Here is a 23,749-nt window from a genome sequence, read left to right on the forward strand (position 1 = left end):
TCCTGCATACCAATTGTAGCTCACTATAAAGTTAGCATATTCGTCACGTACGTGATGATGGATTGCTTAAGGGTTCAGCGATCACTGCAGGTAATTATCCGGAGAATTCTTATGCGGGATCTATGGAAACAACCTGCATGACTTTAGCAATTTAAGAATTAAAGCTAAAATCATGCAGGATATATGAAAATTTTTATCCGACCGCCGCGCCGGGTCATTTAATACCTAGTATAAATGGCGGGAAACTGGAGTAATTATTTCTTACCTTTTTTATGCCGGTTCTTTCTCAGTCTTTTTTTACGCTTGTGAGTGGCAATTTTATGTCTTTTTCTTTTCTTACCGCAAGGCATACGCTAATACGTTTTTAGATGATTGAAAAAATAAATATTATTGAATACTCTTGATATAGCTATCTACTTCTTTCTTCAGTTCCGGATCTTCCATGTACTGTTTACTTTTGTTAAACAGTTCGATGGCTTTTGCTTTATCTCCTTTACTTCTGTAAGACTCGGCCAATACAAAAATTACTTTCGCATTGTTCGGATGTCTCTTCATTACTTCTTCCAGTCTGTCAATAGCTTTATCATATTGTCCGGAAGTGATAGCCAGGTTCGCAAGCGTTACCTGAGCATCAATATTATCCGGATGTTTTGCCACCACATCTCTCAGAATGCCCACACCTTTCATTGGTTCGCCACTGTTCATGAAAATCATGGCCTGTGACATTTTCAGTGTGTCGTTCTCAGGGCTGAGTGCAATCGCTGCATCAAACAGTTCGGCTGCTTGATTAGCTTCCCATTTTGCAACTGCTGGATTTTCCGCATGTTGCAGATGAGTTAAAAATAAATTGGCTGCAAAGGTGAGGCTTTTTTCGGAATTTTCCAACTTGGCCGCTTGTCCGAGGTAATATGCGGCCACTGGTGCCTCATTGAGACTATCCCACGCGGTATAGAGCTGGCGATACGCAGCTATTTGCTGGGTTTTTACATCCCCACGCACCACATTGGTTTCAATCGTATTTACTTGGAGCAGTTTTTCTGCGGGAATACGTTTCTTCGCTGCATCCAGCAGCTCAGAAAAAGCAATAGGGGCCACCTCCTGTCCGCCCTGCATAGGAGCGGCAGTTGACATAGCTTTCTTGTCCGACCGGGGCACTGTACGGCCAAAGGCATATAATACCACCAATAACGCTACAGCAGCACCAATAAGGAGAACTTGTGATTTTCGCATGGCCTAAATAAATTAGGCTGCAAAATTAAGAACTTTTAAGCTTCTTTACTTCAGCAACAAATTCTTTCGATGGTTTGAATGCAGGAATAAAGTGCTCCGGAATCTCCACAGCAACGTTCTTCTTAATGTTACGGCCGATCTTGGCGGCTCTCTTCTTGGTGATAAAACTGCCAAACCCTCTAATGTAAATGTGTTCTCCATTCGCAAGCGCTTCTTTCACTTCCTTGAACATAGCCTCCAAGGTTACTAACACATCTACTTTGGGGATGCCGGTTTTTTCAGCAATGTTGTTAATTAAATCAGCTTTTCTCATATAAAAGCGAGAGGATTACTTTACTCTCAAAGTTAATTTAAAATTTTTAATTGCTGAATTTTAAGCAAATAAATTTTATTATTTTTCCTTATAACTGTATTGGCGATATTTTACATTTATTTGCATCCCTGAAAAAGGGTAACAGATGTGCCTTATAGGGTTCTCAGGCCACCTTTTGCCATATCAATATACTAAATAATTTTATTAAAATAATATATAAATGCACGCCGCCCGACTTTTTTTTACCGAAAAATTACTGGAATGGAACCAAGAACACAATTCTCGCTCCATGCCCTGGAAAGGTGAAAAAGACCCCTATCGCATTTGGCTGTCGGAGATAATTCTCCAACAAACACGCGTAGAGCAAGGCTGGCCGTATTACGAACGATTTATCTCCCAATACCCTACTGCCAACGACCTGGCAGCAGCCAACGAAGAAGAAGTATTCCGCCTCTGGCAAGGCCTCGGATATTATGCCCGCTGTAAAAATATGCTGGCGGCCGCCAAGGAAATTTCACAAACCTATCATGGTCGGTTCCCAGATAAATACGATCAGATTAAAGCATTGAAAGGCATCGGCCCCTATACAGCCGCCGCTATCGCCTCCTTTGCCTTCAATCTCCCCTATGCCGTACTGGATGGGAACGTTTTCCGCGTACTCGCCCGCTTCTTCGGCATCGATACCCCCATGGATACCACGGAAGGGAAAAAATTATTCGCAGACCTCGCCCAAGAATTATTGCCAAAAGATAAATCAGCCGTTTATAATCAAAGCATTATGGACTTCGGCGCGGTTGTTTGCAAACCGCAATTACCGGAATGCGATACCTGCCCACTACAAAAAAAATGCGCTGCCTATCACCAGGGTATCGTGTCTCTCCTACCTGTAAAAACTAAAAAATTACAGATCAAAAAAAGATATTTCAACTATATCATCGCTTCCTGGAAAGATCAGGTCTATATCCGGAAACGTACCGAAAGCGATATATGGCAGAACTTGCATGAGTTCATTCTCCTGGAAACGGCAGCCCCCGCCGATAGCACGCAAATCCTCTCGGGAACTGATTTCCAGCAGATTTTTGGAGACGCCCCTTTCGAAACAACCCGCATCTCCAAACCATTCAAACAACAACTAACTCATCAAACAATTCATAGTCAATTCATTAACATCTCTATCAATCACCCCTTGGAAATCCCAGGTTATCAACTGATACCCACCGACTCACTTGATAACTTTGCGTTTCCAAAAACAATCACCAGCTTCCTGCAATCCAAAACTGGCCTGCTTTTATAGCTACCTGGCCCCCATTTGGAAAGTTTTATATTTTTTTGAAGGCCGATTGCAAAAAAATATTAACTTTAAGAAGGTTGTTTATTTATTAAAAGAAGAACTCTTTATCAATAGACTAAAAAAAACCTACAACTATGAGAGGTGTTAATAAAGTAATACTGATTGGCAATTTAGGAAGGGACCCGGATGTACAGTTTTTGGAAGGTAATATTGCCGTAGCCAAATTTTCATTAGCTACTACAGAAACATTCAAGGACAGAGCAGGTAAACTTATCAGTCAAACAGAGTGGCATACCGTCGTTTTATGGCGTGGACTCGCTGAACTGGCTCAAAAATACTTGCACAAAGGAAGCCTTGTCTATATCGAAGGTCGCTTACGCACCCGCAGCTGGGAAGATAAAGAAGGTAATAAGAAATTTGCAACTGAAGTTGTAGGAGACAACCTCGTTATGCTCGACAAACGCATGGACCTTAACAGCTCAGATCACCCCATTCCTCATCATAGCGGCACCGGTTCCACTACTGGAGAAAACTTTCCTAATAACATGGAAATTCCCCCTTCATTGAACGAACCTGCAGACGATCTGCCTTTTTAGTAATATTAAAAAAGTTTAAGTTTTTATTAGGACGTAATCCCATTTAGGGACATTACTTATATTTGCGTGCATGGAACTTTCTTACCTGCCTCCGCAGTTTGAATTTCCATTATCTCGATTTGTTACATCAAAGCTGTAAAACTTGGATATCACTCCGGCTAGCAACATATCCTCTCTCCTGCAAACCAACAGCGCTATTGCGGCACCTAATGTTGTGGTGTTTTCGCTGGTGATTTTTGTATTACTTGTACTCACCTTTATCGTTGCAGGTGCAGAGGTGGCATTCTTTTCCCTGAATTATAAGGACCTCAACGTGCTTAAAACCAGGCAGAACGCCTCCGGCAAACTCATTACCAAATTGCTGGAAAAACCCAGGTCTTTACTAGCCTCCCTGCAAATCGCAGGCATCGTGCTAGGAATCGCCTTTATTCTCACTACCAACTACCTGATCACACAAATGGAAGACCTGCAAACACTGCCGGTCGTTTCCTATGTGGTACGCATATCTGTTATCTGCCTAGTACTCCTATTCTGCGGCCAGATACTCCCTCGCGTATGGGCAGCACAAAACAATATCCGCTTTGCGACCTATTTCGCTTGGTTTGTGAGCATCGTACATGCTACCCTGGAACCAGTGAGCGATTTCTTCGTTTCCATGAGCGGCAGCATCGAAGCTAAACTCTTTCACCGTGGCGCCGGTCCTGTTAATTCCCAGGAAATCGATCAGGCCATCGAAATGAGCGTGGACCCTACCGCCTCCCAAGAAGAAAAAAATATTCTGAAAGGAATTCTCAAATTTGGTAACATCACCGTTAAACAGATTATGAGAGGGAGACTCGATGTAAACGGCATCGAATACGACCTTCCATTTTCAGAGGTGGTGAAACGCGTGGCTGACCTCCATTATTCCCGCCTTCCGGTATACAAAGGAAACCTGGATAATATCGTGGGCGTCATCCACACCAAAGACTTGCTGCCTCACCTGGATAAAGACAATACCTTCGATTGGCACGAAGTAATGCGCCAACCCTTCTTTGTTCATGGCCATAAACTCATCGAAGACCTCCTGCACGAATTCCAAAGCAGAAGAATGCACTTCGCTGTAGTGGTGGATGAATTTGGCGGTACCTCCGGTATCGTTACCCTGGAAGATATCATGGAAGAAGTTATCGGAGATATTAAAGACGAATTCGATGAGGAAGAATTCAACTACAGCAAGGTGGATAACTTCACCTATGTGTTTGAAGGCAAAACCATGCTCAACGACGTTTGTCGCATTATGAACATCTCCGCCGATACCTTTGAAACAGTTAAAGGTGAAAGCGATTCCCTGGGCGGACTAATCCTGGAACTCTCTGGAAAATTTCCTGAAGAAAACAGCGTTATAAGCTACAGCAACTATGATTTTACTGTACTGGAGGTGAATAAAATGCGCATCCAGAAAGTACAGGTAACTGTAAGGCCAGACGCTTCCGAAGAAGCTTAAGCCCTCTCAAACGTATATCCTGAAATGCCAAAAAGAAAACATCTCCTGTTCGTATGCCTGATACTTTCTGTTGTATTCAGCGCCTGTGACCAGGCCTATACACCGAAGCCAAGAGGTTATTTCCAGATCAATTTCCCAGAAAGAAAATACAAAACCTTCGACGCTCCGGGATACCCTTATACTTTCGAATATCCGGAATATGCCCAGATCATCAAGGATACTTCCTTTTTTGGGGATAAACCAGAAAACCCTTACTGGATCAATATCGACTTCCCTAGTCTCAACGGGAAAATCTATCTCAGTTATAAAATTATCGGTCAAGGCCAAAACAATCTGCGCAAACTGATTGACGATGCCTTTAAAATGACCTATAAACATACCTACAAGGCAGACTACATCGATGAAAATGCCATCGCCACTCCCAACAACGTGTATGGTACATTTTACGCTGTAGGCGGCAATGCGGCTTCTGCACGTCAGTTCTTTGTAACAGACTCATCCAAACATTTCCTTCGTGGAGCCCTTTATTTCGATGCTACCCCCAACGCCGATTCCCTGGCACCAGTAAATAAATTCCTGGAACAGGATATGCGCAAACTGGTAGAATCCTTACGCTGGAGGTAGTAAAAAAAGCCCGCATTTTCCCGTAACTTTGTGGTCTGTAAACTAAAACACGCTGTAACCCAGCATCAGACCATACCCAATGATTATTATCGACGACAAGTATATCAGTGATGAGCTAGTGGAAGAAAAGTTCGTATGCAATTTGTCGGCCTGCAAAGGCGCATGTTGCGTAGCGGGCGATTGTGGCGCGCCGCTCGATAAAGAGGAACTCAAAATCCTGAAAAAGATTTACCCTAAAATCAAATCTTATCTCCGCCCTGAAGGTATCAGCGAAATCGAGAAAACCGGCACCAATACTACCGATCCGGAACACGGTTACGTGACGCCTATCGTTAATAACGGCATCTGTGCCTACGCAACGATTGACGAACATGGCGTAGTAGGATGCGGTATCGAAAAAGCATATAAAGATGGCGTGGTGGACTACAAGAAACCCATTTCCTGCCACCTCTACCCCATCCGCATTACGAAATATGAAAGCTTTGAAGCTGTCAATTATGACCGCTGGGACATTTGCAAACCCGCTTGCAAGAACGGGAAAGCCCTAAAGGTACCTGTGTACCGCTTTCTAAAAGAAGCTATCATCAGAAAATACGGCACGGAATTTTATGAAGTGCTGGATAAAATTGCTCAGAAGCAATACAAATGAGGAAATTATGAGTTCGTAATTCCTCCGGTATAAACTATCTTTATTACGCATTTTATCGGATTTGCTTATGCACGAAACAGCATCCACCTTTCTTGAGGAAAGCGAAAAAAAAGCGTCTGATCTAGGTCACCGGCAGACTATCAACTTCAACATAGGAAAATATAATACGGCGGTTAAAGCCGGCAAACTGCAGTTCACTGATCTCCAGGGTGCCCGCGAACGTGCCAAGAATGTGAAATGGAGAGCGATTGAGCACCTCGACAAGCACCTGGAAGAATTCGAAATGAATATCACCAGAAGAGGGGCCAAAGTGATCTGGGCGGAAACAGCAGAACAGGTACAACAGGAAATCCTGGCTATCTGTAAAGCCAAAAGTTGCAAGAGCATCGTAAAAAGCAAGTCCATGGCCACTGAGGAAGTACATCTCAACTCCTTCCTTCAGTCAAATGGTATCGAATGCGTAGAAACTGATCTCGGTGAATATATCCAACAGTTGGACGGCGAACCTCCTTACCACATCGTTACACCAGCCATGCATAAAAGCAAGGAAGATGTGGCCCGACTCTTTGCGGAAAAACTGGGTACTGATCCCGGACTGACGCCCGAACAACTCACCATGGTGGCGCGCGAAAAGCTCCGCCAGAAATACCTCGAAGCGGAAATCGGCATCACCGGCGCCAACTTCATCATCGCAGACACAGGCTCCATCTGTGTTACAGAGAATGAAGGTAATGCCCGTCTGAGTACTGCATTTCCCAAAACACATATTGTATTGGTAGGCATTGAGAAAGTATTGCCTTCTATTACTGATCTGGCCTTGTTTTGGCCACTGCTGGCCACTTATGGAACCGGTCAGTTGGTAACTGCTTATAATAGTATTTTCAGTGGTCCCCGTCAGGAAAATGAAATAGATGGTCCGGAGGAGATGTATGTGATCCTGATGGACAATGGCCGTACGAATATCCTCCAGGATACAGTGGCTAGGGAAAGTCTGTATTGCATCCGCTGCGGCTCCTGCCTGAATGCTTGCCCTGTTTACAAAAACATCGGCGGCCATACTTATGGCACTACTTACAGTGGTCCTATTGGTTCTGTTATTACCCCACATCTGAAAGATATGGGTACATATATGCACCTTAGCTTTGCTTCTTCCCTTTGTGGCAACTGTACAGAAGTATGCCCAGTGCGTATTAATCTGCATGAATTACTGCTCCATAACCGTCAAAAAGCGGTAGAAGAGAACTTTACTTCCGGCTCTGAGAAACTGGCTTGGTTTGGCTGGAAACAGGGTTGCCTTAGTCGCAAAATGATGAACATGGCCAGTGGCAAATGGAAAAACATCCTGCTGCGCCGGTTCTTTGCGAAAAGCTGGGGCGATAACCGGGATTTACCAGTATTTGCGCCGAAGTCATTTAATCAAATGTGGAAAGAGAGAAATAAGTAATTATTGCTTTTTCATCCGGAAGGCTATTCTCACCTTCACCTCTTGCGGTTGACCGTTTTTGGCGGGTTTCCAGGCTGGTCCGGATTTAATGATATTTATAGCTGCCTCGTTGGCGGCTATATTTTTGCCCTTAACAATCCGGAAACTATCCAGACCACCATAAGGGAGCACTGTAAACGCCACCCGTACTACATTACCCGCCATCAGGGTATCTGTTACCATACGTTTATCATTCAGGTATTTAATAAATGAAGGGTATCCTGCAACTGGCTCTGGACCCGCATTATCTGCTGATACATCTACATCGTCATCAGAAGTGCTATTAATAGCGCCACGTCTAACCACCACCACTTCATTCAGCGCACTTCCATTTGCACCAAGTTCCGCTCTTGCCACATTCCCCTGAACGAAGTGTTGTGCCTCAACAGTATCCGCGGCTACTACTACTTTAGCTTTTTTCTGCATTACTTCACTTGCTGGAGCGCTCGCAATGGAGTATCCGGCAGGGGGAGGCACATTTTCTTTAGCTACAGGAGCAGCAAAAGCAGTTACTGGCTCTGCTGAATCCATTACTTTATCAGCACTTATTTCGCTAGCCACCACCTGTTTTTTAGCTGTTGCTTTTTTAGTTTTTTCGGGAGATGCCGCTGCAATCAAAGGTTTCTCGGGTTCCTTCGAAATAGGAGCTGCAGGAGGGTTCGTTTGATCCGCAGTTGCCTTTTCCGAAACACTACTATCTGGGATGGTAGGTATTCCTGCTACCTGTGGATGATCTGTATGCGCAACAGGCTGTTTCAGGAGGAACCAGCCCCCTGTACATAATAATAAGAGGATAGCCGCCGCGGCAGCAATCCGGTAATACAATGGCCTTATTTTGTCTTTTGCAGGGGCTACACGAGTGGCCAATCTTGTATGGAGGTCGTCCATATTGGCGGACTGATCAGGCATGGCGGATTCGAACCCTTGCAGGGCCTCGGCCAGGAATGGATCTGCCAGGGCCTGGCGTTCCAGGGCATGCATGGCCTTATCGTCCAGCTCTCCTGCGAGATACTGACGGATAAGCTCCTGGCTTACTGGCTGATCCTTATGTGATTTATTATCCGCCATTTTGCTCCATACAAAGTTTTAAATTGCGCTTTCCGTTCTGAATATAGCTTTTCACCTTATTCATATCATATCCGGTCAGCGCGCTCACCTCTCTATAGCTTTTTTCTTTAAGGTAAAACAGGTCTACGCTGCGCTTTTGCTCCTCTGGCAAGGTTTCCATACACCTTTCCATTGCCTGGAGATTATCTTCCAGCGTGACTTCACCCTCATGATGCCCAGAATTTCCATTTTCCATAAGTTGGGTATCATCAATAGACACCTGCTTGGATTCCTTATTTTTCATGGAACGGATTTTCATCAGGCAATGATTCCGGGTCAGCACGTGCAACCAACTCTTAAAGTTCTGAATTTCATGCTGTTGCACCTTATTAATCAGCTCCTCAAAAATCTGCATCACCGCATCTTTGCTCGAGTCTTCATCAAAATATTTCAGGCAGACACCATATACCAGGTTCATGTAACGCTGGTAAAGGGCAGCCAGGACCTCGAGTTTGCCGGAGCGCTTGTACTCTCCGATCAAATCTGCGTCTGTGGCGTCTTTCATTATATTTTGATGTAAAAACAATTGCTAGTTGGGTCTGTTCTGTCGGCAATAATAGTATTAAATTCTAATAAGATGAAAATTGGATGTAAACCAAGGCTCCAGGTATAAAAAAAGCATCCCGCTCAAGTGGCGGGATGCTTTTTTATAATTTATAATGCAAAAGCTTAGTGTCTGAAGTGACGCATACCGGTCATCACCATCACCATGTTGTTCGCTTTAGTGAACTCGATGGAATCGTTATCACGAACGGAGCCACCTGGCTGAATAACAGCGGTGATACCTGCTTCGTGAGCGATGCTTACGCAATCATTGAATGGGAAGAAGGCATCAGAAGCCATTACCGCACCTTTCAGATCGAAGTTGAACTGTGCAGATTTCTCAATCGCATGACGGAGTGCATCGATACGGGAAGTTTGGCCACAACCTTTACCTACCAGTTGTTTATCTTTTACCAGTGCGATAGCATTGGATTTCAGGTGTTTGCAGACAATATTAGCGAATTCTAGATCTGCTTTTTCTGCAGCATTGGCTGGGCGGGCGCCTACATCATTCCATTCTTTGTAGTTACCGTTGTCAACATCTTGCAGGAGAACGCCGTTTAATACGTTTTTGTAAGCGTATTTGCTCTTCACTGGTTGTTTTTGTTCCAGCAGGATGCGGTTTTTCTTACCCTGGAGGATAGTCAGTGCATCTGCATCAAAGCTAGGAGCAATCAGTATTTCGAAGAAAATTTCGTTGATAGACGCAGCAGTTTGTGCGTCTACGGCTTTGTTACAAACCAGTACGCCACCGAATGCGCTTTCTTTATCGCCAGCCAGTGCAGCTTCCCAAGCAGCAGAAAGGGTTGGACGGGAAGCGATACCACAAACATTGGTATGTTTAATGACAGCGAAAGTAGTTTCAGTAAACTCCTGGATCAACTGACATGCAGCATCTACGTCTACCAGGTTGTTGAAAGACAGCTCTTTTCCATGGAGTTTATTGAACACTTCGTTCAGATCGCCATAGAAAACACCACGCTGGTGAGGGTTTTCACCATAACGGTTAACCTGACCTTCTTTTACAGATACCTGGAAGTAGTCGCCTGGTTCGTTGTTGAGGAAATATTGGGAGATAGCTACATCGTAGTGAGCGCATACTTCAAACGCTTTAGCAGCGAATTTTCTGCGATCTTCTATAGTAGTAGCCCCGTTGTTTGCAGTCAGTACGTTTTCCAGATCAGCGTATTGGTCTTTGCTGGCAACGATTACCACATCTTTAAAATTCTTACCAGCAGCGCGGATGAGGGATACGCCACCTATGTCAATTTTTTCAATGATAGCCTGTTCTTCGCTGGTGTTTTTCACTGTTTCTTCGAAAGGATACAGATCAACGATTACAAGGTCGATTTCAGGAATTTCATACTGTTTCAGCTGTTCCAGGTCCTGTGGATTTTCCCGACGAGCGAGGATACCGCCAAACACTTTAGGGTGCAGTGTTTTAACGCGACCACCCAGGATGGAAGGATAAGCAGTGAGGTCTTCTACGGCCACACATTTTACGCCCTGGTCTTCAATGAATTTCTGGGTACCACCTGTAGAATAAATAGTTACACCTTGTTCACCCAATTTTTTGACAATGTTCTCCAGGTTATCTTTATAGAAAACGGAGATCAGAGCTGATTTAATTTGCTTTTGCATGAATGGAAAACATTAGAAATTAATAACATAGGCTCCCTGGTCCGGAACCGAAATGAAGCGCAAAGTTAAGACGTCACATTCACTTTTCCACTGCTCAATCCGCCGGGGGGAATTTCCAGCCCCTATTATGAGGGTGTCAAATCGGTAGAAATCCAGTATCCGCCGGATATCCGTATGTGGATTTCTCGTCAGTAAAATATAATCTGCCTGGAATTTTTTGGCCGGAATACCCGTTCCCAAAGCGGAATCTATCACTACTATCTTCTTTCCCTGGTGCAGGATATAGTTTTTGTATCGATATTCTTCCGGTGGTGGTTTTAGGGAGACAGCCAGTATTCCTGCCACCACAGCCCCACAGCAGCAGAAAATAGCCCATTCTCGGGCCGATCTGAATTGTTGCTGATATAACACCCAGCAAGCAATGGCCGCATATAACAGCAGCGTAGCTGGGATACTGCAAGTAATCCCCCGAATGAGGGCACCTGGCCAGAGCCCAATGAAGCGTACACTGGCATCCATGGCTATTATCAACCATTTTACCAGCATTCCGATGTAATGAGCCGCCCAAGAAGACCACGATACCGCCAATAACAATATGGAAAGATAGATGACCACCGTAGAAAGCGGCACTGCCAGCAGATTAGCAGGAAGAAACCAGGTGGGAAACTGGTGGAAGAGGTACAGGCATATGGGCGTTGTCAATATCTGAGCGGCAAGAGTCAGTGCCACCATCTGCCAAAGGTGATCCAACCATTTGTTCGGGCATTTGATACCGGTGTAAATAGCCTGGTAAAATAGCAGGATACTCAATACCGCGAGGTACGACAACTGAAACCCCACATCCATCACCAGGTAAGGGTTATAACACAACAGTAGGAATGCAGAAGCGGCCAGTGTATTAAAGATATTGCTTTGTCTTGCCAGGATAAAACGTCCGATGGTAGTGCCACTAAACATAACGGCTGCACGAAGCACGGAGGCACTCGCTCCCGTCAATAGTGTAAAGCTCCAGAGGAAAAACAGCACCACAGCAGCCTTTATCCAGTTGGCCCCTCTCCTGGCGGGCAACCAGGACAGTAATAATAGAAGGCTGCTATATAATAAGGCCAGGTGCATACCGGAAATCGCAATGACATGTATAATGCCCGTATTACTATAATCCTGGACGATTTCCTTATCCAGGCCTTGGCGGAACCCTACCAGCAAGGCGGAGGCCATGCCCGCTTCAGGATCGCCGATATATTGCTGAAACTCTTCGGTACAGCAATGCAGGCCTTTATACAACCCGTATTCCAGCCAGGAGGGGCCATTCCGCTGAAAGAGCTGGCTGTCTCCCCGACGCAAAAACAGTTGCCCATAGATGCCCTGCATGGCACAGTACTGCCGGTAATCAAAACCACCCGGCCCATTACGTATAGGCGACGGCGTGGCCTTGACCAGTATGTCGTCTCCCCATCGCAAACTGTCTTTCAACTGCCTTTCTACATATACCAGTAACTTCCCCCTAGCGGGCTTCCACTGGCCCTGATGGCTCAGTCCCTGTATGGTAGCCGTCATACAGATGCTCCGGTTCTTCTCTACTGGTGGCCCTTCTAGCCTAAGCAGGATCGCATCTCCCGAAACATAACTCCCTTGGTAAAACAACGGATGATATCGCTCATCATGGCAGTATAACAGTATAGCCCCTACGAAAAACAGTTGTACATGCACCAATACATGGAGCCAATGTCGCCAAGCATACTTTCGAACAGGAGGCAACCACCGGTAACCTAGGCTCAACAAGGCTATCAGCGGTAATAACCAGAACGTATATACGGAGAAATCAAGATAAAATTGGGCAATAATTCCGGCGATCAGTGGGATTATCAGGCGCACAAATGGCATCCGGCCCTTGGTATCCAAACTTGATAAAGAAGATTCAAATAACATGACGGGTTAACACTTTATGTATTAAAGTTAGTACTCCGAAGTATGTAATTCCTTTACCCGATGTTAATAAATTGACTGTTTTTAACGGGACATATGAATATATGGTTACTAGGAAATTTTCGGTCAACTGCGGAAATACCGCATAAATTGTCCCAGATTAAAGTTTTTATAAATTATTACAGATCAATATATTTAATATTAATAATTTACTCATCTGTTATTGATTAGTTAACATCTTCTTTAAATATAATATTATTTGTAAACTGCATTACCGGTCACGCTATTTGTATCGTATCAAGATTCAATAGTCGTGTCTTTAATGGTTATTTTGAGGGAAAAGAAGGAGCCTGATTTTTATCAGGCTCTATTTTTTTGCAGTAAATTTTAGCTTTTGATATAGTGGCGAAAGTCGCGATCACCTGCGGTGATCGCGACTTTCGCTTTTCTTTTAGTATAGTTGGCCGCCATTGGCGGCCAACTATACGCTGCTGATTTTCATTGCTTTTTGTTGTGGAATAAGGCCACAGGCAGCATTTTGGGCGAAGCAGTATTACTTTCATTTTGATTTAGTGTTATGCAAAAGGCGGCGTATAGATGAGCTGGAATGGATTAGGTTTTGTTGTGGTGCTACGCCATAGGCGCTACTTTGGACGAAGCGCTATTGCTTACGTTTTGATTTAGTACTATGCAAAAGGCGTATAGATGAGCCGGAATGGATTAGGTTCTGTTGTGGTGCTAGACTTAGAAAACCAGACAGACTTAAGGTGAGCGCTGATTTACAGCAATAAAAAAGCCTCCGTTGTAACGGAGGCTTTTCTGTATCATTAAAGCTTTTGAGTGCTTTTATTTACTCAGGTACATGCTCTTTTCTTTGTACAACTGTCTGAAGTAAGGATCACGCAGGTCTTTGATGAAGCGGATTGCTTCCCCTGTGGATTTCATTTCAGGACCGAGTTCTTTGTTCACACCTGGGAATTTGTTGAAGGAGAATACAGGCTCCTTAATGGCAAATCCGGTGAGTTTTTTCTCAATCGTGAAGTCAGCCAGTTTGTTAGCGCCAATCATCACTTTGGTAGCAATGTTCAGGTAAGGAACCTGGTATGCTTTCGCGATGAACGGAGTGGTACGAGATGCACGTGGGTTGGCTTCGATCACATATACCTGTCCGTTTTTAATGGCGAACTGGATGTTGATCAGACCACGGATATTCAGTGCGCGAGCGATTTTCTCAGCATAGTATTCCATGGTAGTCACCTCAATTGGAGTGAGGTTGAACGCTGGCAGCAACGCATGGCTATCGCCACTGTGGATACCTGCTGGTTCAATGTGTTCCATCACACCCATTACATGGAATTCCTCGCCATCGAAGATACCGTCGATTTCAGCCTCCTGGCAACGATCCAGGAAGTGGTCGATCAGGATCTTATTACCTGGGAGGTGTCTTAACAGGCTGAGTACAGACTCTTCCAGTTCTTCCTCGTTGATCACGATACGCATGCGCTGACCACCCAATACATAAGAAGGACGCACCAGTACAGGGTATCCTACCTCTTTCGCAACCTCAATTGCTTCATCTGTATTGTAAGCAGTACCATACTTAGGATAAGGGATATTCAGATCTTTCAGCATGTCGGAGAAACGGCCACGATCTTCAGCGATATCCATGTTGTCGAAGGAAGTACCGATGATCTTAATACCTTTTTCTTCCAGGCGTTTAGCCAGTTTCAGCGCTGTTTGACCACCCAACTGAACAATCACCCCTTCAGGTTTTTCCAGCTCGATGATTTCCCAGAGATGCTCCCAGAATACTGGTTCGAAGTACAGTTTATCTGCCATGTCGAAGTCGGTAGATACTGTTTCAGGGTTACAGTTTACCATGATTGCTTCATAACCGCAATCCTGGATAGCCTGCAGACCGTGTGTACAGCAGTAGTCGAATTCAATACCCTGGCCGATTCTGTTAGGACCGGAGCCCAGTACGATGATCTTCTTTTTATCAGTAACCTTACTTTCATTTTCGGTATCGAAAGTAGAATAGAAGTAAGGAGTTTTCGCTTCAAATTCAGCAGCACAAGTATCTACCATTTTGTAGGTACGGGTGATACCGTTGTCTTTACGTTTTGCATATACTTCTTCTTCCTCGCAGTTACCGAAGAGGATAGACAACTGTTTATCGGAGAAGCCCATTTTCTTCGCATCGCGGAGCATATCCACTGGAACGCTTTCCAGGTCATGTTCCATGAGTTGTTTTTCCAGGCTTACGATATCGTTGATCTGGTGAAGGAACCAACGGTCGATATAAGTTTGCTGATGTATATGTTTAACAGAAACACCTTCCATGAGCGCATCCTTGATACGGAATATACGATCCCAGGTTGGGCGTTTCAGTTTTTCCAGGAGTTGTTCCCCTTTCAGCATGGATTTGCCATAGTAACCGAGACCGAGGGCATCGTTCTCCAAGCTCTGGCAAGCCTTCTGCAAGGCTTCTGGGAAAGTACGGCCGATAGACATTACCTCACCTACTGATTTCATCTGCAGACCGAGGGTGTCGTCAGCTCCTTTAAATTTGTCGAAATTCCAACGTGGCATTTTCACGATCACGTAGTCCAGCGCTGGTTCGAAGAATGCGGAGGTAGTTTTGGTAATCTGGTTTTCCAGTTCATCCAGGGTATAACCGATTGCGAGTTTCGCAGCGATTTTAGCGATCGGATAACCGGTAGCTTTCGATGCGAGTGCAGATGAACGGCTTACACGTGGATTGATTTCGATGGCGATCAGTTCTTCATTCTCTGGATTCAGAGAGAACTGAACGTTACAACCACCAGCAAAATTACCGAGGTCACGCATCATCATCATGGCTTTGTTACGCATGTCCTGGAAAGCGGTATCGCTCAGGGTCATGGCAGGCGCCACAGTAATGGAATCACCTGTGTGGATACCCATTGGGTCCAGGTTTTCTACTGTACAGATGATAACAACGTTGTTGTTTTTGTCGCGCAGCAGTTCCAGTTCATACTCTTTCCAACCAAGTACCGCTTTTTCCACCAGTACTTCGTGGATTGGAGAAGCTTTCAGACCACGGTCCAGGGCTTCATCCAGATCTTCTTTACTGTGTACGAAACCACCACCGGTTCCACCCAGCGTAAAGGAAGGACGGATTACCAGCGGGAACCCAATCTCCTGTGCAAATTCTTTACCTTCCAGGAAAGAGTTCGCTGTTCTGGCAGGAGCTACAGGAACACCCAACTGAATCATCCACTGACGGAACTGTTCACGGTCTTCCGCTTTGTCGATGGCTTTGATGTCCACACCAATCAGGCGTACATTGTTTTTCTCCCAGATCCCCAGTTCATCCACTTCTTTACAAAGATTCAGCGCAGTCTGCCCACCCATTGTAGGTAACACGGCATCTATCTGGTTTTCTTCCAGGATCTGCTCAATGCTTTCCACGGTCAGTGGCAGCAAATACACCTTATCGGCCATCATTGGATCTGTCATGATGGTCGCGGGGTTGGAATTAATCAAAATCACTTTAATTCCTTCTTCACGCAGCGAGCGTGCTGCTTGTGATCCGGAATAGTCAAATTCGCAAGCCTGACCAATAATAATAGGACCAGAACCGATAATGAGAACAGATTTGATAGATGAGTCTTTTGGCATTTGTGTAATCTATTGAAAATGAAAAACCAAATTGATTCTTCTGCCAACGATGGGAACAAAAAAATCGTGCAAAGCTACGGAGAATACAGATTATTGCACAATAAAATTTTAAAAAATTTTCTGACTGCTATCAAATTGCAGTGGAAATAACTATTATATTAGACAATTATTTTATTGATTGAAGTGCGATCAAAGTGGTAGATTATCAGGATGCCATAACCACCAAATACTTATCCCCTCTTGCGAAGAGCAAATCTGTTCATGACAGCAGTACCACAACAGCTTGACTATTGCCAGCACCCTCATTGATAAAATCTATCGAATTTAAAAATCCTATAACTTAATTCTGCTAGACATCACCGCAATCAGCGCCCCCATTACTGCAATCATCGTAAAGGAAACAGAAAGACTACTTAATTGCGCTACATATCCAATCAGTGGCGGACCGCAGAGGAACCCCAAATAGCCAATGGTAGAAACCGTTGCCAGTGCCATTCCTGGCGTCATCAGCTTCGTTGTGCCGGCTGCACTATAAACCAATGGGACGACCGCACAAACACCTAACCCAACGAGCATAAAGCCGAATATGGCGGTAAAGAAATAGGGGAATATTACTGCGATCATCAGTCCGGAAGCAGTCAGTATGCCACTCATGATCAGCATCTTTTTTGCGCCAAATCGGATGCGCATGCTATCCGCTATAAAGCGACCAGTGGCCATGGTGGTCATGAATGCAAAGGAACTCGCTACCGCAAAAGACGGATCTATCTTCAACACCCTTCTGAAATAGATAATGCTCCATTCAAACATAGTTCCTTCGCAGATCATAGAGCAAAATGCGATAATACCGAGTATCAATAGAAATCTGTCTGGTTTGGAAAACAACGGTTGATTTTCCTGCACGCCTGCATCTTGCTGTAAGATGCGAGAAGCGGAGAAAGCAAGGATCATCCAGCCTAGGAAAGCTATAATGAGGAAGTGATAAACAGGGGGAATATTTAAAGCCACCATTATCCAGCCAATGCCAATGCCAGTAGCACCGGCAGTACTCCAGAGGCCATGAAAGGAGGCCATGATGGATCTGCCATACATGGATTCAACGGCCACAGCCTGTGTATTAATGGCAATATTTCCCAGATTACCACTAAACCCAAATAATACGAGTACCAGCATCAACTGCCATGGCTCCTGTGCCAAGCCTAACACAGGCAATAAAGCTGCATAGACAATACCCGCATTCACCGCTACTTGTCTGCTCCCATATTTGGACACCAGCACCCCTGCTGTTGGCAGTGAGATGAGCGAGCCTATAGGAAGTGCCAGCAGCACTGTTCCTAATCCTGCATTGTTAAGATGCATCGCTAGCTGTATATCGGCTATCCTGGAGGTCCAACTGCTGAAACAAAGGCCGGTTAGGAAGAACAAAGCGCTTACAGCAATGCGGATCGTTCGTTTATTCATTAGGTCTATTGACAAATCTTGAATCATGTGCAGGGAAAATTATAATACCTGGATACCCAAGTCGATATAAGGTTGGAGGGAAGGTAATTCCGGTTTATCGGTAATGATGATATCTATGCCAGTGATATCACATACTTTATAAGGTTCTGCTGTTCCCATTTTATCACTGGTAGCAAGTGCAACATTTTTATAGGCAGACTCCATCATGACTGTTTTCACATCGGCTTCGCCGAGATCCAGGCCTGTTACACCGGCTACCGGGTGTAATGAACAGATCCCAAGGAAACAGAGATCGGCTTTTACACGTTGCAGCATTTTGATGGTGTCCATACCGCCTGCTGTCTGGGAATCTTTCCCAATACGGCCTCCAGTAAAAATAAGATCAATAGACGGATGTTCTACCAACTGTGAGAGAATAGGAACACTATTAGTAATCACCGTCACTTTTAGGTTCGGAGGCAGCATTTTAGCGAGTGTTAAGGTAGATGTACCTCCATCTAAAATGATCGTTTGCCCATCGTGAATGAGAGATAGCGCTTTGGCCGCCATATGCTTCTTATCGTTCTCATGATAAACGATTCTTTCCTTAAATGAATAGGGATTAGGAGAATGGGGAATAGCTCCTCCCCTCACTTTGATCAACTGTCCACTCTGCGCCAAAGCTTCCAGATCCCGACGAACCGTGTCTTCCGAAACCTGTAAATCGTTACTCAGCTCTGTTTGAAGGACTTTATTGTCCGCCTGCAGCTTCTTCAATATGTAATCAAGTCTTTCCTCTTTCAGCATGATCTTGCTATTTTATGCAATATTATGAAATATCTTGCAATAATGTGCGGAATTTTGCATAAGTTTGCAAGAAATAGCAAAATATGGCAAGAATTGCAATTGATATGGATAATGTGATGGCGGATTTGACCAGTCACATGATCCATTTGTACGAACAGAGGCATGGCGTAAGGGTTTCGATGGAATCTTTAAACGGGCATCCGGATGGTGGTGGTTTTCCGATAGAAGGGGAAACGCATGGATTTATCCGGGAAGCGGGATTTTTCAGGAATTTGCCGGTAATGCCCGATAGTCAGGAAGTGATTAAAGCATTGATGGAAAAACATGAAGTGTTTATTGTATCTGCTGCTACGGAGTTTCCATTATCATTAAAGGAGAAAATTGATTGGCTGGAGGAGTATTTTCCTTACATCAGTTGGAAGAACATTGTTTTATGTGGTTCCAAAACCATTGTGGATGCGGATTATATGATTGATGACCACGATAAAAATCTGCGTTATTTCAATGGAGAAAGGCTTTTATTCACAGCGCCACACAATATTTACTTGACAGATTACAAACGTGTGAACAACTGGAAAGAAGTAGCGGAATATTTTCAACTGACACCAGCAGCGGTGCAGTAAATCGAATGAATTCGCATGGTGTTGTTATGCCACTGGTTTGAAATCCCCATGTATGCAGGTAGGCTTCCTTCCAGTTAATTATTGGAATTATTAGTCTCTCGGCTAATAAAATGTTCTGGAGCGAACTGGATGGAAGTCTGTAGGGCCAGGAGCTGTTCTTTTGAAAGTACCCGTAGTTCTCCCCATTTATACAATTCACTCAACTTGATACCCAATTGTTTCGCCACTTTCCTCACTTTTAGATGATTATTAGCCATATAGGTTAATAACATTTCTCCTTGATGGGAGGAATTATCATGCTGTATGGAGTTCCAGCAATAGAATTCTTGCAGTGTCATCGGGAATGCGGCCAGTAGCTCAACGAGCCGTTTCTTTTTGATATCCGATTGTTCCAGATTATCGTATACCCATTGCCGTACTATACCTGTCATTGCTGCAAAACGAATAACTGATATTTTCTTCTGCCTTAGTATACGTCCTAGTCGAACACCGTGATGAAAATTATATTGATCGTGCATTGCGTATTAATTTTTAAGGGGTACGGGGTCTTACACAATTACACAAATATATCTTTTTACACTGACAAATCAAGAAATAAAGAAACGAAACCGTTTACAACATTATCATTTTGATCACACAAATTCACAGTATCATTTTGATAATACCGTTATCATTTTAGTTGTTTTAGTTCGGATGGATAATGATATTGGGAGACGCGAAGTAATCTGTGTGCAGTGGGTTAAATCATCAGGGAGGAGGAACTACCGGGGTTAACGGAGCCTGGTGGGTTTCTTAATTTCCTGCAATTCTCTTCTGAGCTGGATAACTTCGTCTTTGAGATCGCTGTACATGCGGAGGAGTTCATTATGATCTTCCAACAGTTTATAGTATTTCTCTCTTTGCGTCATCATCTCTTCTGAGTCGCTAAGGCGGGCTTCCGCAACAGTGCCAGGGTTCAGGAATGCTTCCAGGCTCATATCTACGGCTCTGGCAGCGCGTTCCAGTTCACTGGGAGAGAAGGTAGATTTTTCGAAGAGATTGTACATAGTACGGCGGCTCATATCCATTCTTTCTGCGAGGCGACTTCTATTCAATCCTTTTTCCGCGATGATATCCAACAGTCGTTGTCCGTGGTGGAGATTTTTATCCTGTGCAATCAATTGCGCGCCATTCCAGCGCATGAATTCATCGGGGGTTATACCGATAATTGTACAGAATCTTTCCAGGTTCGCTCTTTTCATATCGCTCTTTCGGAGGTGATAATGAGCAATCTGATTAGTGAATCCGGCTTTCTTAGCGAAATCGATCACTTTTATCTTTCGCTGTTTGAGGATAAGTTTCAGTCGTTGCCCCATGTGTATTAGGCCTGTCTGCATCATTCAATTTTTTGTTTATACTGTCCATTTTCGGCTGGCGCCGGTAATAATCGCCGTATAATTTAGCAAAAAACTGGATCATCGTGATAATTTAATTATCGAACGGTGAAATTTGCCTTATCAAAGACTTCGGATCTGCACTGAATTTCAATATAACGTCAATGAATAAACGAAAGAAAAACTACTTCTTTTTAACCCCGTTTTAATACCCTCATTATCATTTTAAAAATCAGCATAAAAGCGATCAAAATAAATTACTCAATTCTGAGAAAAAAAGTTTGTGCAAAAAATATAAACATTTCACCAAACACAATACCACACTGCATTACATACGATAAATTCATTTTAAATAAATATAATCTAGAATGATGACATTTAAATAAAATGACAATATATTTGCTTACACCCTGATGCCATTCCATTGCTTAATTAAAAAAATATTTCTGCACCATGTTAGCCTTAATTAAATCAACCAGTGGATCGGTATCTGGAAAAGGGATGAAAAGGAAACCGAATGTATTATCTGACATTCATACGCGGTTGACTAATCTACCTATCAGATTCAGAGAGCGGATCTGTGAAGAATGTAACTGGAGTATTCCAACATTCTACAGGAAAATGCGACTGAGAGACAAAGTAAGTAACGAGGAAGAGGGAAAAATTATTCCAGCCCTTAGCAATGCGGAGAAAGAGAAGATCATTGCTGTACTGATGGAGCTTTTTGCTGAAACAGGACAGCATTTTCAACGCTATTCGCATAAACACTGAAAGATCTCCAGTTTGGGCAGCGTTTTCCAAGGCAAAATACCCTGCTTTACATTTATGTGAAGCAGGGTTTTCCTTTTGAATAATAATTGAAATTTCAAGTCTTTTTTTAGATTTTCTCTACTAAACGATTCCTTTTCCTTAAATTTAAAGCCCGTTAGGAAATGCTTCTATTTAAAAAATTAACAATACGGTGCTATGTCGTACCCATACCAGATCAAGAACATTGAAGAATACGAGCAAGCTTACAAGCAAAGCGTTATGGACCCGGAAGGCTTCTGGGCAAATATTGCGGACCATTTTCTTTGGCGCCGCAAGTGGGACAAAGTGTTAGAATGGAACTTCTCTGATCCGGATATTAAATGGTTTCAGGGTGGTAAACTGAATATCACAGAGAACTGTCTCGATCGTCATCTGGGAACACTTGGCAACCGTCCAGCCATTATTTGGGAACCCAATGATCCAGAAGAACGTCACAGAATTCTTACTTATCGCGAATTATATACTAAAGTATGTCAGTTTGCCAATGTCCTCAAGAACAACGGTGTTAAAAAAGGCGACCGCATATGTATCTATATGGGTATGATTCCTGAACTGGCTATCGCTGTACTGGCCTGCGCCCGCATCGGTGCAATCCACTCAGTGGTGTTTGGTGGTTTCTCTGCTCAATCCATCTCCGACAGGATCAAAGATGCTAGCTGCAGCCTGGTGATCACCTGCGATGGCGCATTCCGTGGTAATAAGGACATCCCGCTGAAATCAGTAATCGATGATGCCCTGATGACTTGCCCTACCGTTAAAAAAGTAATCGTTGCCACCCGCACTCGCACTCCTGTCAGCATGTTGAAAGGAAGAGACGTTTGGTGGGAAGATGAAATCAAAGCGGTAGAAACCATGGGTAACCCTCCTTGCCCAGCGGAAGAAATGGACGCAGAAGATATGCTCTTCATCCTTTATACTTCCGGCTCCACCGGCAAACCTAAAGGGGTGGTACATACTTGCGGTGGTTATATGGTTTATGCCAACTATACTTTCGTAAATACATTCCAGTATCAGCCAGGTGAAGTATACTTCTGTACCGCAGATGTAGGCTGGATCACTGGTCACAGCTATATTATCTACGGTCCACTCTCTGCCGGCGCTACTACCTTGATGTTTGAAGGGGTTCCAACTTATCCGGATGCTGGTCGTCTGTGGGAAATTGTAGACAAATTCCGCGTGAATATCCTCTACACTGCTCCTACTGCTATTCGTAGCTTGATGGGATATGGTCTCGGCCCAGTTAATCACAAAGACCTCAGTTCTCTACGTAAACTGGGAAGTGTGGGCGAGCCTATCAATGAGGAAGCATGGCATTGGTTTAAGGATAATATCGGTAAAGGCAGATGCCCAATTGTAGATACTTGGTGGCAAACCGAAACAGGTGGTATTATGATTACCCCTATTGCCGGCATTACCAAAGAGAAACCTGGATACGCTACACTCCCAATGCCAGGCGTGCAACCTATCCTGGTAGATGAAGCGGGTAAAGAGATCCAAGGCAATGGTGTCAACGGAAACCTCTGTATAAAACACCCATGGCCAGGTATGCTGCGTACTACTTATGGCGATCATGAAAGATTCCGTAATACTTACTTCTCTACTTACGAGAACCTCTACTTCACTGGTGATGGTTGTCTTCGCGATGAAGAAGGCTACTATCGCATCACTGGCCGTGTGGATGATGTACTGAATGTCAGCGGTCACCGTATCGGCACTGCGGAAGTGGAAAACGCTATCAATATGCACGCTGGTGTGGTTGAAAGCGCTGTAGTCGGCTATCCACACGATATTAAAGGTCAGGGTATCTACGCATACGTAACCCTGGAACATTTAAGTCATGATGCAGAACTGACTAAAAAAGATATTGCGCAAACAGTAGCCCGTATCATCGGTCCTATTGCCAAACCGGATAAAATTCAGTTTGTAGACGGATTGCCGAAAACGCGTTCTGGAAAAATCATGCGCCGTATCCTGCGAAAGATTGCTGAAAACGATTTGGACAATCTGGGCGATACCTCCACACTGCTGGATCCATCTGTAGTAGAGGACATTAAAAAAGGAAGATTATAATATTTTCAAGTGGCTGCTTTTTACGGCAGCCACTATATTTTCCCTTATTTTTACGCCGCTCTTGCGGCGTTTTC

Annotated in this window: 22 protein-coding genes; 9 read left to right on the plus strand and 13 right to left on the minus strand. The window is 44.1% G+C overall.

Annotation, left to right across the window (positions count from 1 at the left end):
- Positions 1 to 254 precede the first annotated feature (254 nt).
- Genes JO154_RS26535 through JO154_RS17885 form a run of 3 tightly spaced genes read right to left on the minus strand, consistent with a single transcriptional unit; the run spans position 255 to position 1,543 of the window.
- On the minus strand, positions 255 to 350 hold the full coding sequence (locus JO154_RS26535) for an AURKAIP1/COX24 domain-containing protein (protein ID WP_224118025.1): 96 nt from the start codon (positions 348 to 350) through the stop codon (positions 255 to 257).
- Positions 351 to 387: 37 nt separating this feature from the next.
- Positions 388 to 1,230 carry a tetratricopeptide repeat protein gene (locus tag JO154_RS17880; RefSeq protein WP_291948013.1) on the minus strand — a complete coding sequence of 281 codons (843 nt, stop codon included), beginning with the start codon at positions 1,228 to 1,230 and terminating at the stop codon, positions 388 to 390.
- Positions 1,231 to 1,255: 25 nt separating this feature from the next.
- The gene (locus tag JO154_RS17885; protein WP_073084475.1) at positions 1,256 to 1,543 is read right to left on the minus strand and encodes an HU family DNA-binding protein; all 288 of its coding nucleotides are present in this window, start codon (positions 1,541 to 1,543) and stop codon (positions 1,256 to 1,258) included.
- 220 nt (positions 1,544 to 1,763) lie between these two features.
- Between JO154_RS17885 and mutY the strand changes: the two genes are divergently transcribed.
- From mutY to JO154_RS17915, 6 genes are all read left to right on the plus strand, one after another.
- Positions 1,764 to 2,837, plus strand: coding sequence for an A/G-specific adenine glycosylase (mutY, locus tag JO154_RS17890; protein WP_291948015.1), 1,074 nt, complete (start codon positions 1,764 to 1,766; stop codon positions 2,835 to 2,837).
- A gap of 131 nt (positions 2,838 to 2,968) precedes the next feature.
- Positions 2,969 to 3,430 carry a single-stranded DNA-binding protein gene (locus tag JO154_RS17895; protein ID WP_291948017.1) on the plus strand — a complete coding sequence of 154 codons (462 nt, stop codon included), beginning with the start codon at positions 2,969 to 2,971 and terminating at the stop codon, positions 3,428 to 3,430.
- Positions 3,431 to 3,572: 142 nt separating this feature from the next.
- Positions 3,573 to 4,916, plus strand: coding sequence for a gliding motility-associated protein GldE (gene gldE / locus JO154_RS17900; protein WP_291948019.1), 1,344 nt, complete (start codon positions 3,573 to 3,575; stop codon positions 4,914 to 4,916).
- Between the two features lie 24 nt (positions 4,917 to 4,940).
- Positions 4,941 to 5,540 (plus strand): gliding motility lipoprotein GldD, encoded by a 600-nt coding sequence (gene gldD, locus JO154_RS17905; RefSeq protein ID WP_291948020.1) that lies wholly within the window; start codon positions 4,941 to 4,943, stop codon positions 5,538 to 5,540.
- A 79-nt stretch (positions 5,541 to 5,619) separates the two neighbouring features.
- On the plus strand, positions 5,620 to 6,189 hold the full coding sequence (locus tag JO154_RS17910) for a DUF3109 family protein (RefSeq protein ID WP_291948022.1): 570 nt from the start codon (positions 5,620 to 5,622) through the stop codon (positions 6,187 to 6,189).
- Between the two features lie 67 nt (positions 6,190 to 6,256).
- Positions 6,257 to 7,633 (plus strand): LutB/LldF family L-lactate oxidation iron-sulfur protein, encoded by a 1,377-nt coding sequence (locus JO154_RS17915; RefSeq protein WP_291948024.1) that lies wholly within the window; start codon positions 6,257 to 6,259, stop codon positions 7,631 to 7,633.
- On the opposite strand, the gene JO154_RS17920 is transcribed toward JO154_RS17915, so the two are convergent.
- From JO154_RS17920 to JO154_RS17955, 8 genes are all read right to left on the minus strand, one after another.
- Positions 7,634 to 8,740, minus strand: a complete 1,107-nt coding sequence (locus tag JO154_RS17920; RefSeq protein WP_291948026.1) for an energy transducer TonB — start codon at positions 8,738 to 8,740, stop codon at positions 7,634 to 7,636.
- Positions 8,730 to 9,284 (minus strand): sigma-70 family RNA polymerase sigma factor, encoded by a 555-nt coding sequence (locus JO154_RS17925; RefSeq protein WP_291948027.1) that lies wholly within the window; start codon positions 9,282 to 9,284, stop codon positions 8,730 to 8,732. The genes JO154_RS17920 and JO154_RS17925 overlap by 11 nt, the downstream gene beginning before the upstream one ends.
- Before the next feature lie 164 nt (positions 9,285 to 9,448).
- Positions 9,449 to 10,963 carry a bifunctional phosphoribosylaminoimidazolecarboxamide formyltransferase/IMP cyclohydrolase gene (gene purH, locus JO154_RS17930; protein WP_291948029.1) on the minus strand — a complete coding sequence of 505 codons (1,515 nt, stop codon included), beginning with the start codon at positions 10,961 to 10,963 and terminating at the stop codon, positions 9,449 to 9,451.
- A gap of 12 nt (positions 10,964 to 10,975) precedes the next feature.
- Positions 10,976 to 12,892: a ComEC/Rec2 family competence protein gene (locus JO154_RS17935; protein ID WP_291948031.1), complete on the minus strand. Its 1,917-nt coding sequence runs from the start codon at positions 12,890 to 12,892 to the stop codon at positions 10,976 to 10,978.
- Between the two features lie 323 nt (positions 12,893 to 13,215).
- On the minus strand, positions 13,216 to 13,452 hold the full coding sequence (locus JO154_RS17940) for a hypothetical protein (protein WP_291948033.1): 237 nt from the start codon (positions 13,450 to 13,452) through the stop codon (positions 13,216 to 13,218).
- Positions 13,453 to 13,735: 283 nt separating this feature from the next.
- Positions 13,736 to 16,552, minus strand: coding sequence for a carbamoyl-phosphate synthase large subunit (gene carB / locus JO154_RS17945; RefSeq protein ID WP_291948035.1), 2,817 nt, complete (start codon positions 16,550 to 16,552; stop codon positions 13,736 to 13,738).
- A 333-nt stretch (positions 16,553 to 16,885) separates the two neighbouring features.
- Positions 16,886 to 18,013, minus strand: a complete 1,128-nt coding sequence (locus JO154_RS17950; RefSeq protein ID WP_291948037.1) for an MFS transporter — start codon at positions 18,011 to 18,013, stop codon at positions 16,886 to 16,888.
- Positions 18,014 to 18,052: 39 nt separating this feature from the next.
- Positions 18,053 to 18,799 carry a DeoR/GlpR family DNA-binding transcription regulator gene (locus tag JO154_RS17955; protein WP_291948039.1) on the minus strand — a complete coding sequence of 249 codons (747 nt, stop codon included), beginning with the start codon at positions 18,797 to 18,799 and terminating at the stop codon, positions 18,053 to 18,055.
- Positions 18,800 to 18,882: 83 nt separating this feature from the next.
- Between JO154_RS17955 and JO154_RS17960 the strand changes: the two genes are divergently transcribed.
- Positions 18,883 to 19,422, plus strand: a complete 540-nt coding sequence (locus JO154_RS17960; protein ID WP_291948042.1) for a 5'(3')-deoxyribonucleotidase — start codon at positions 18,883 to 18,885, stop codon at positions 19,420 to 19,422.
- A gap of 74 nt (positions 19,423 to 19,496) precedes the next feature.
- Here JO154_RS17960 and JO154_RS17965 read toward each other — a convergent pair whose 3' ends face one another.
- The gene (locus JO154_RS17965) at positions 19,497 to 19,940 is read right to left on the minus strand and encodes a hypothetical protein (RefSeq protein WP_291948044.1); all 444 of its coding nucleotides are present in this window, start codon (positions 19,938 to 19,940) and stop codon (positions 19,497 to 19,499) included.
- Between the two features lie 252 nt (positions 19,941 to 20,192).
- Complete coding sequence (locus JO154_RS17970) at positions 20,193 to 20,801, minus strand: helix-turn-helix transcriptional regulator (protein ID WP_291948046.1); 609 nt, start codon at positions 20,799 to 20,801, stop codon at positions 20,193 to 20,195.
- A gap of 447 nt (positions 20,802 to 21,248) precedes the next feature.
- Between JO154_RS17970 and JO154_RS17975 the strand changes: the two genes are divergently transcribed.
- Both JO154_RS17975 and acs read left to right on the plus strand, forming a co-directional pair.
- A complete protein-coding gene (locus JO154_RS17975; protein WP_291948048.1) occupies positions 21,249 to 21,566 on the plus strand; it encodes a hypothetical protein in 318 nt (105 codons plus the stop codon).
- 195 nt (positions 21,567 to 21,761) lie between these two features.
- Positions 21,762 to 23,675 (plus strand): acetate--CoA ligase, encoded by a 1,914-nt coding sequence (acs, locus tag JO154_RS17980; RefSeq protein WP_291948049.1) that lies wholly within the window; start codon positions 21,762 to 21,764, stop codon positions 23,673 to 23,675.
- Positions 23,676 to 23,749 lie beyond the last annotated feature (74 nt).

It is taken from the genome of Chitinophaga sp. (assembly GCF_019236475.1).
Lineage (GTDB): Bacteria > Bacteroidota > Bacteroidia > Chitinophagales > Chitinophagaceae > Chitinophaga.

Coding starts and splice junctions, on each gene's coding strand:
- JO154_RS17970 (WP_291948046.1), bottom strand. CDS start 20,801: ATGATGCAGACAGGCCTAATACACATGGGGCAACGACTGAAACTTATC.
- purH (WP_291948029.1), bottom strand. CDS start 10,963: ATGCAAAAGCAAATTAAATCAGCTCTGATCTCCGTTTTCTATAAAGAT.
- JO154_RS17960 (WP_291948042.1), top strand. CDS start 18,883: ATGGCAAGAATTGCAATTGATATGGATAATGTGATGGCGGATTTGACC.
- JO154_RS17920 (WP_291948026.1), bottom strand. CDS start 8,740: ATGGCGGATAATAAATCACATAAGGATCAGCCAGTAAGCCAGGAGCTT.
- JO154_RS17895 (WP_291948017.1), top strand. CDS start 2,969: ATGAGAGGTGTTAATAAAGTAATACTGATTGGCAATTTAGGAAGGGAC.
- JO154_RS17955 (WP_291948039.1), bottom strand. CDS start 18,799: ATGCTGAAAGAGGAAAGACTTGATTACATATTGAAGAAGCTGCAGGCG.
- JO154_RS17885 (WP_073084475.1), bottom strand. CDS start 1,543: ATGAGAAAAGCTGATTTAATTAACAACATTGCTGAAAAAACCGGCATC.
- JO154_RS17915 (WP_291948024.1), top strand. CDS start 6,257: ATGCACGAAACAGCATCCACCTTTCTTGAGGAAAGCGAAAAAAAAGCG.
- JO154_RS17910 (WP_291948022.1), top strand. CDS start 5,620: ATGATTATTATCGACGACAAGTATATCAGTGATGAGCTAGTGGAAGAA.
- JO154_RS17975 (WP_291948048.1), top strand. CDS start 21,249: ATGTTAGCCTTAATTAAATCAACCAGTGGATCGGTATCTGGAAAAGGG.
- gldD (WP_291948020.1), top strand. CDS start 4,941: ATGCCAAAAAGAAAACATCTCCTGTTCGTATGCCTGATACTTTCTGTT.
- JO154_RS17925 (WP_291948027.1), bottom strand. CDS start 9,284: ATGAAAGACGCCACAGACGCAGATTTGATCGGAGAGTACAAGCGCTCC.
- JO154_RS17950 (WP_291948037.1), bottom strand. CDS start 18,013: ATGAATAAACGAACGATCCGCATTGCTGTAAGCGCTTTGTTCTTCCTA.
- JO154_RS17880 (WP_291948013.1), bottom strand. CDS start 1,230: ATGCGAAAATCACAAGTTCTCCTTATTGGTGCTGCTGTAGCGTTATTG.
- carB (WP_291948035.1), bottom strand. CDS start 16,552: ATGCCAAAAGACTCATCTATCAAATCTGTTCTCATTATCGGTTCTGGT.
- JO154_RS17965 (WP_291948044.1), bottom strand. CDS start 19,940: ATGCACGATCAATATAATTTTCATCACGGTGTTCGACTAGGACGTATA.
- acs (WP_291948049.1), top strand. CDS start 21,762: ATGTCGTACCCATACCAGATCAAGAACATTGAAGAATACGAGCAAGCT.
- JO154_RS26535 (WP_224118025.1), bottom strand. CDS start 350: ATGCCTTGCGGTAAGAAAAGAAAAAGACATAAAATTGCCACTCACAAG.
- JO154_RS17935 (WP_291948031.1), bottom strand. CDS start 12,892: ATGTTATTTGAATCTTCTTTATCAAGTTTGGATACCAAGGGCCGGATG.
- mutY (WP_291948015.1), top strand. CDS start 1,764: ATGCACGCCGCCCGACTTTTTTTTACCGAAAAATTACTGGAATGGAAC.
- JO154_RS17940 (WP_291948033.1), bottom strand. CDS start 13,452: ATGAAAGTAATACTGCTTCGCCCAAAATGCTGCCTGTGGCCTTATTCC.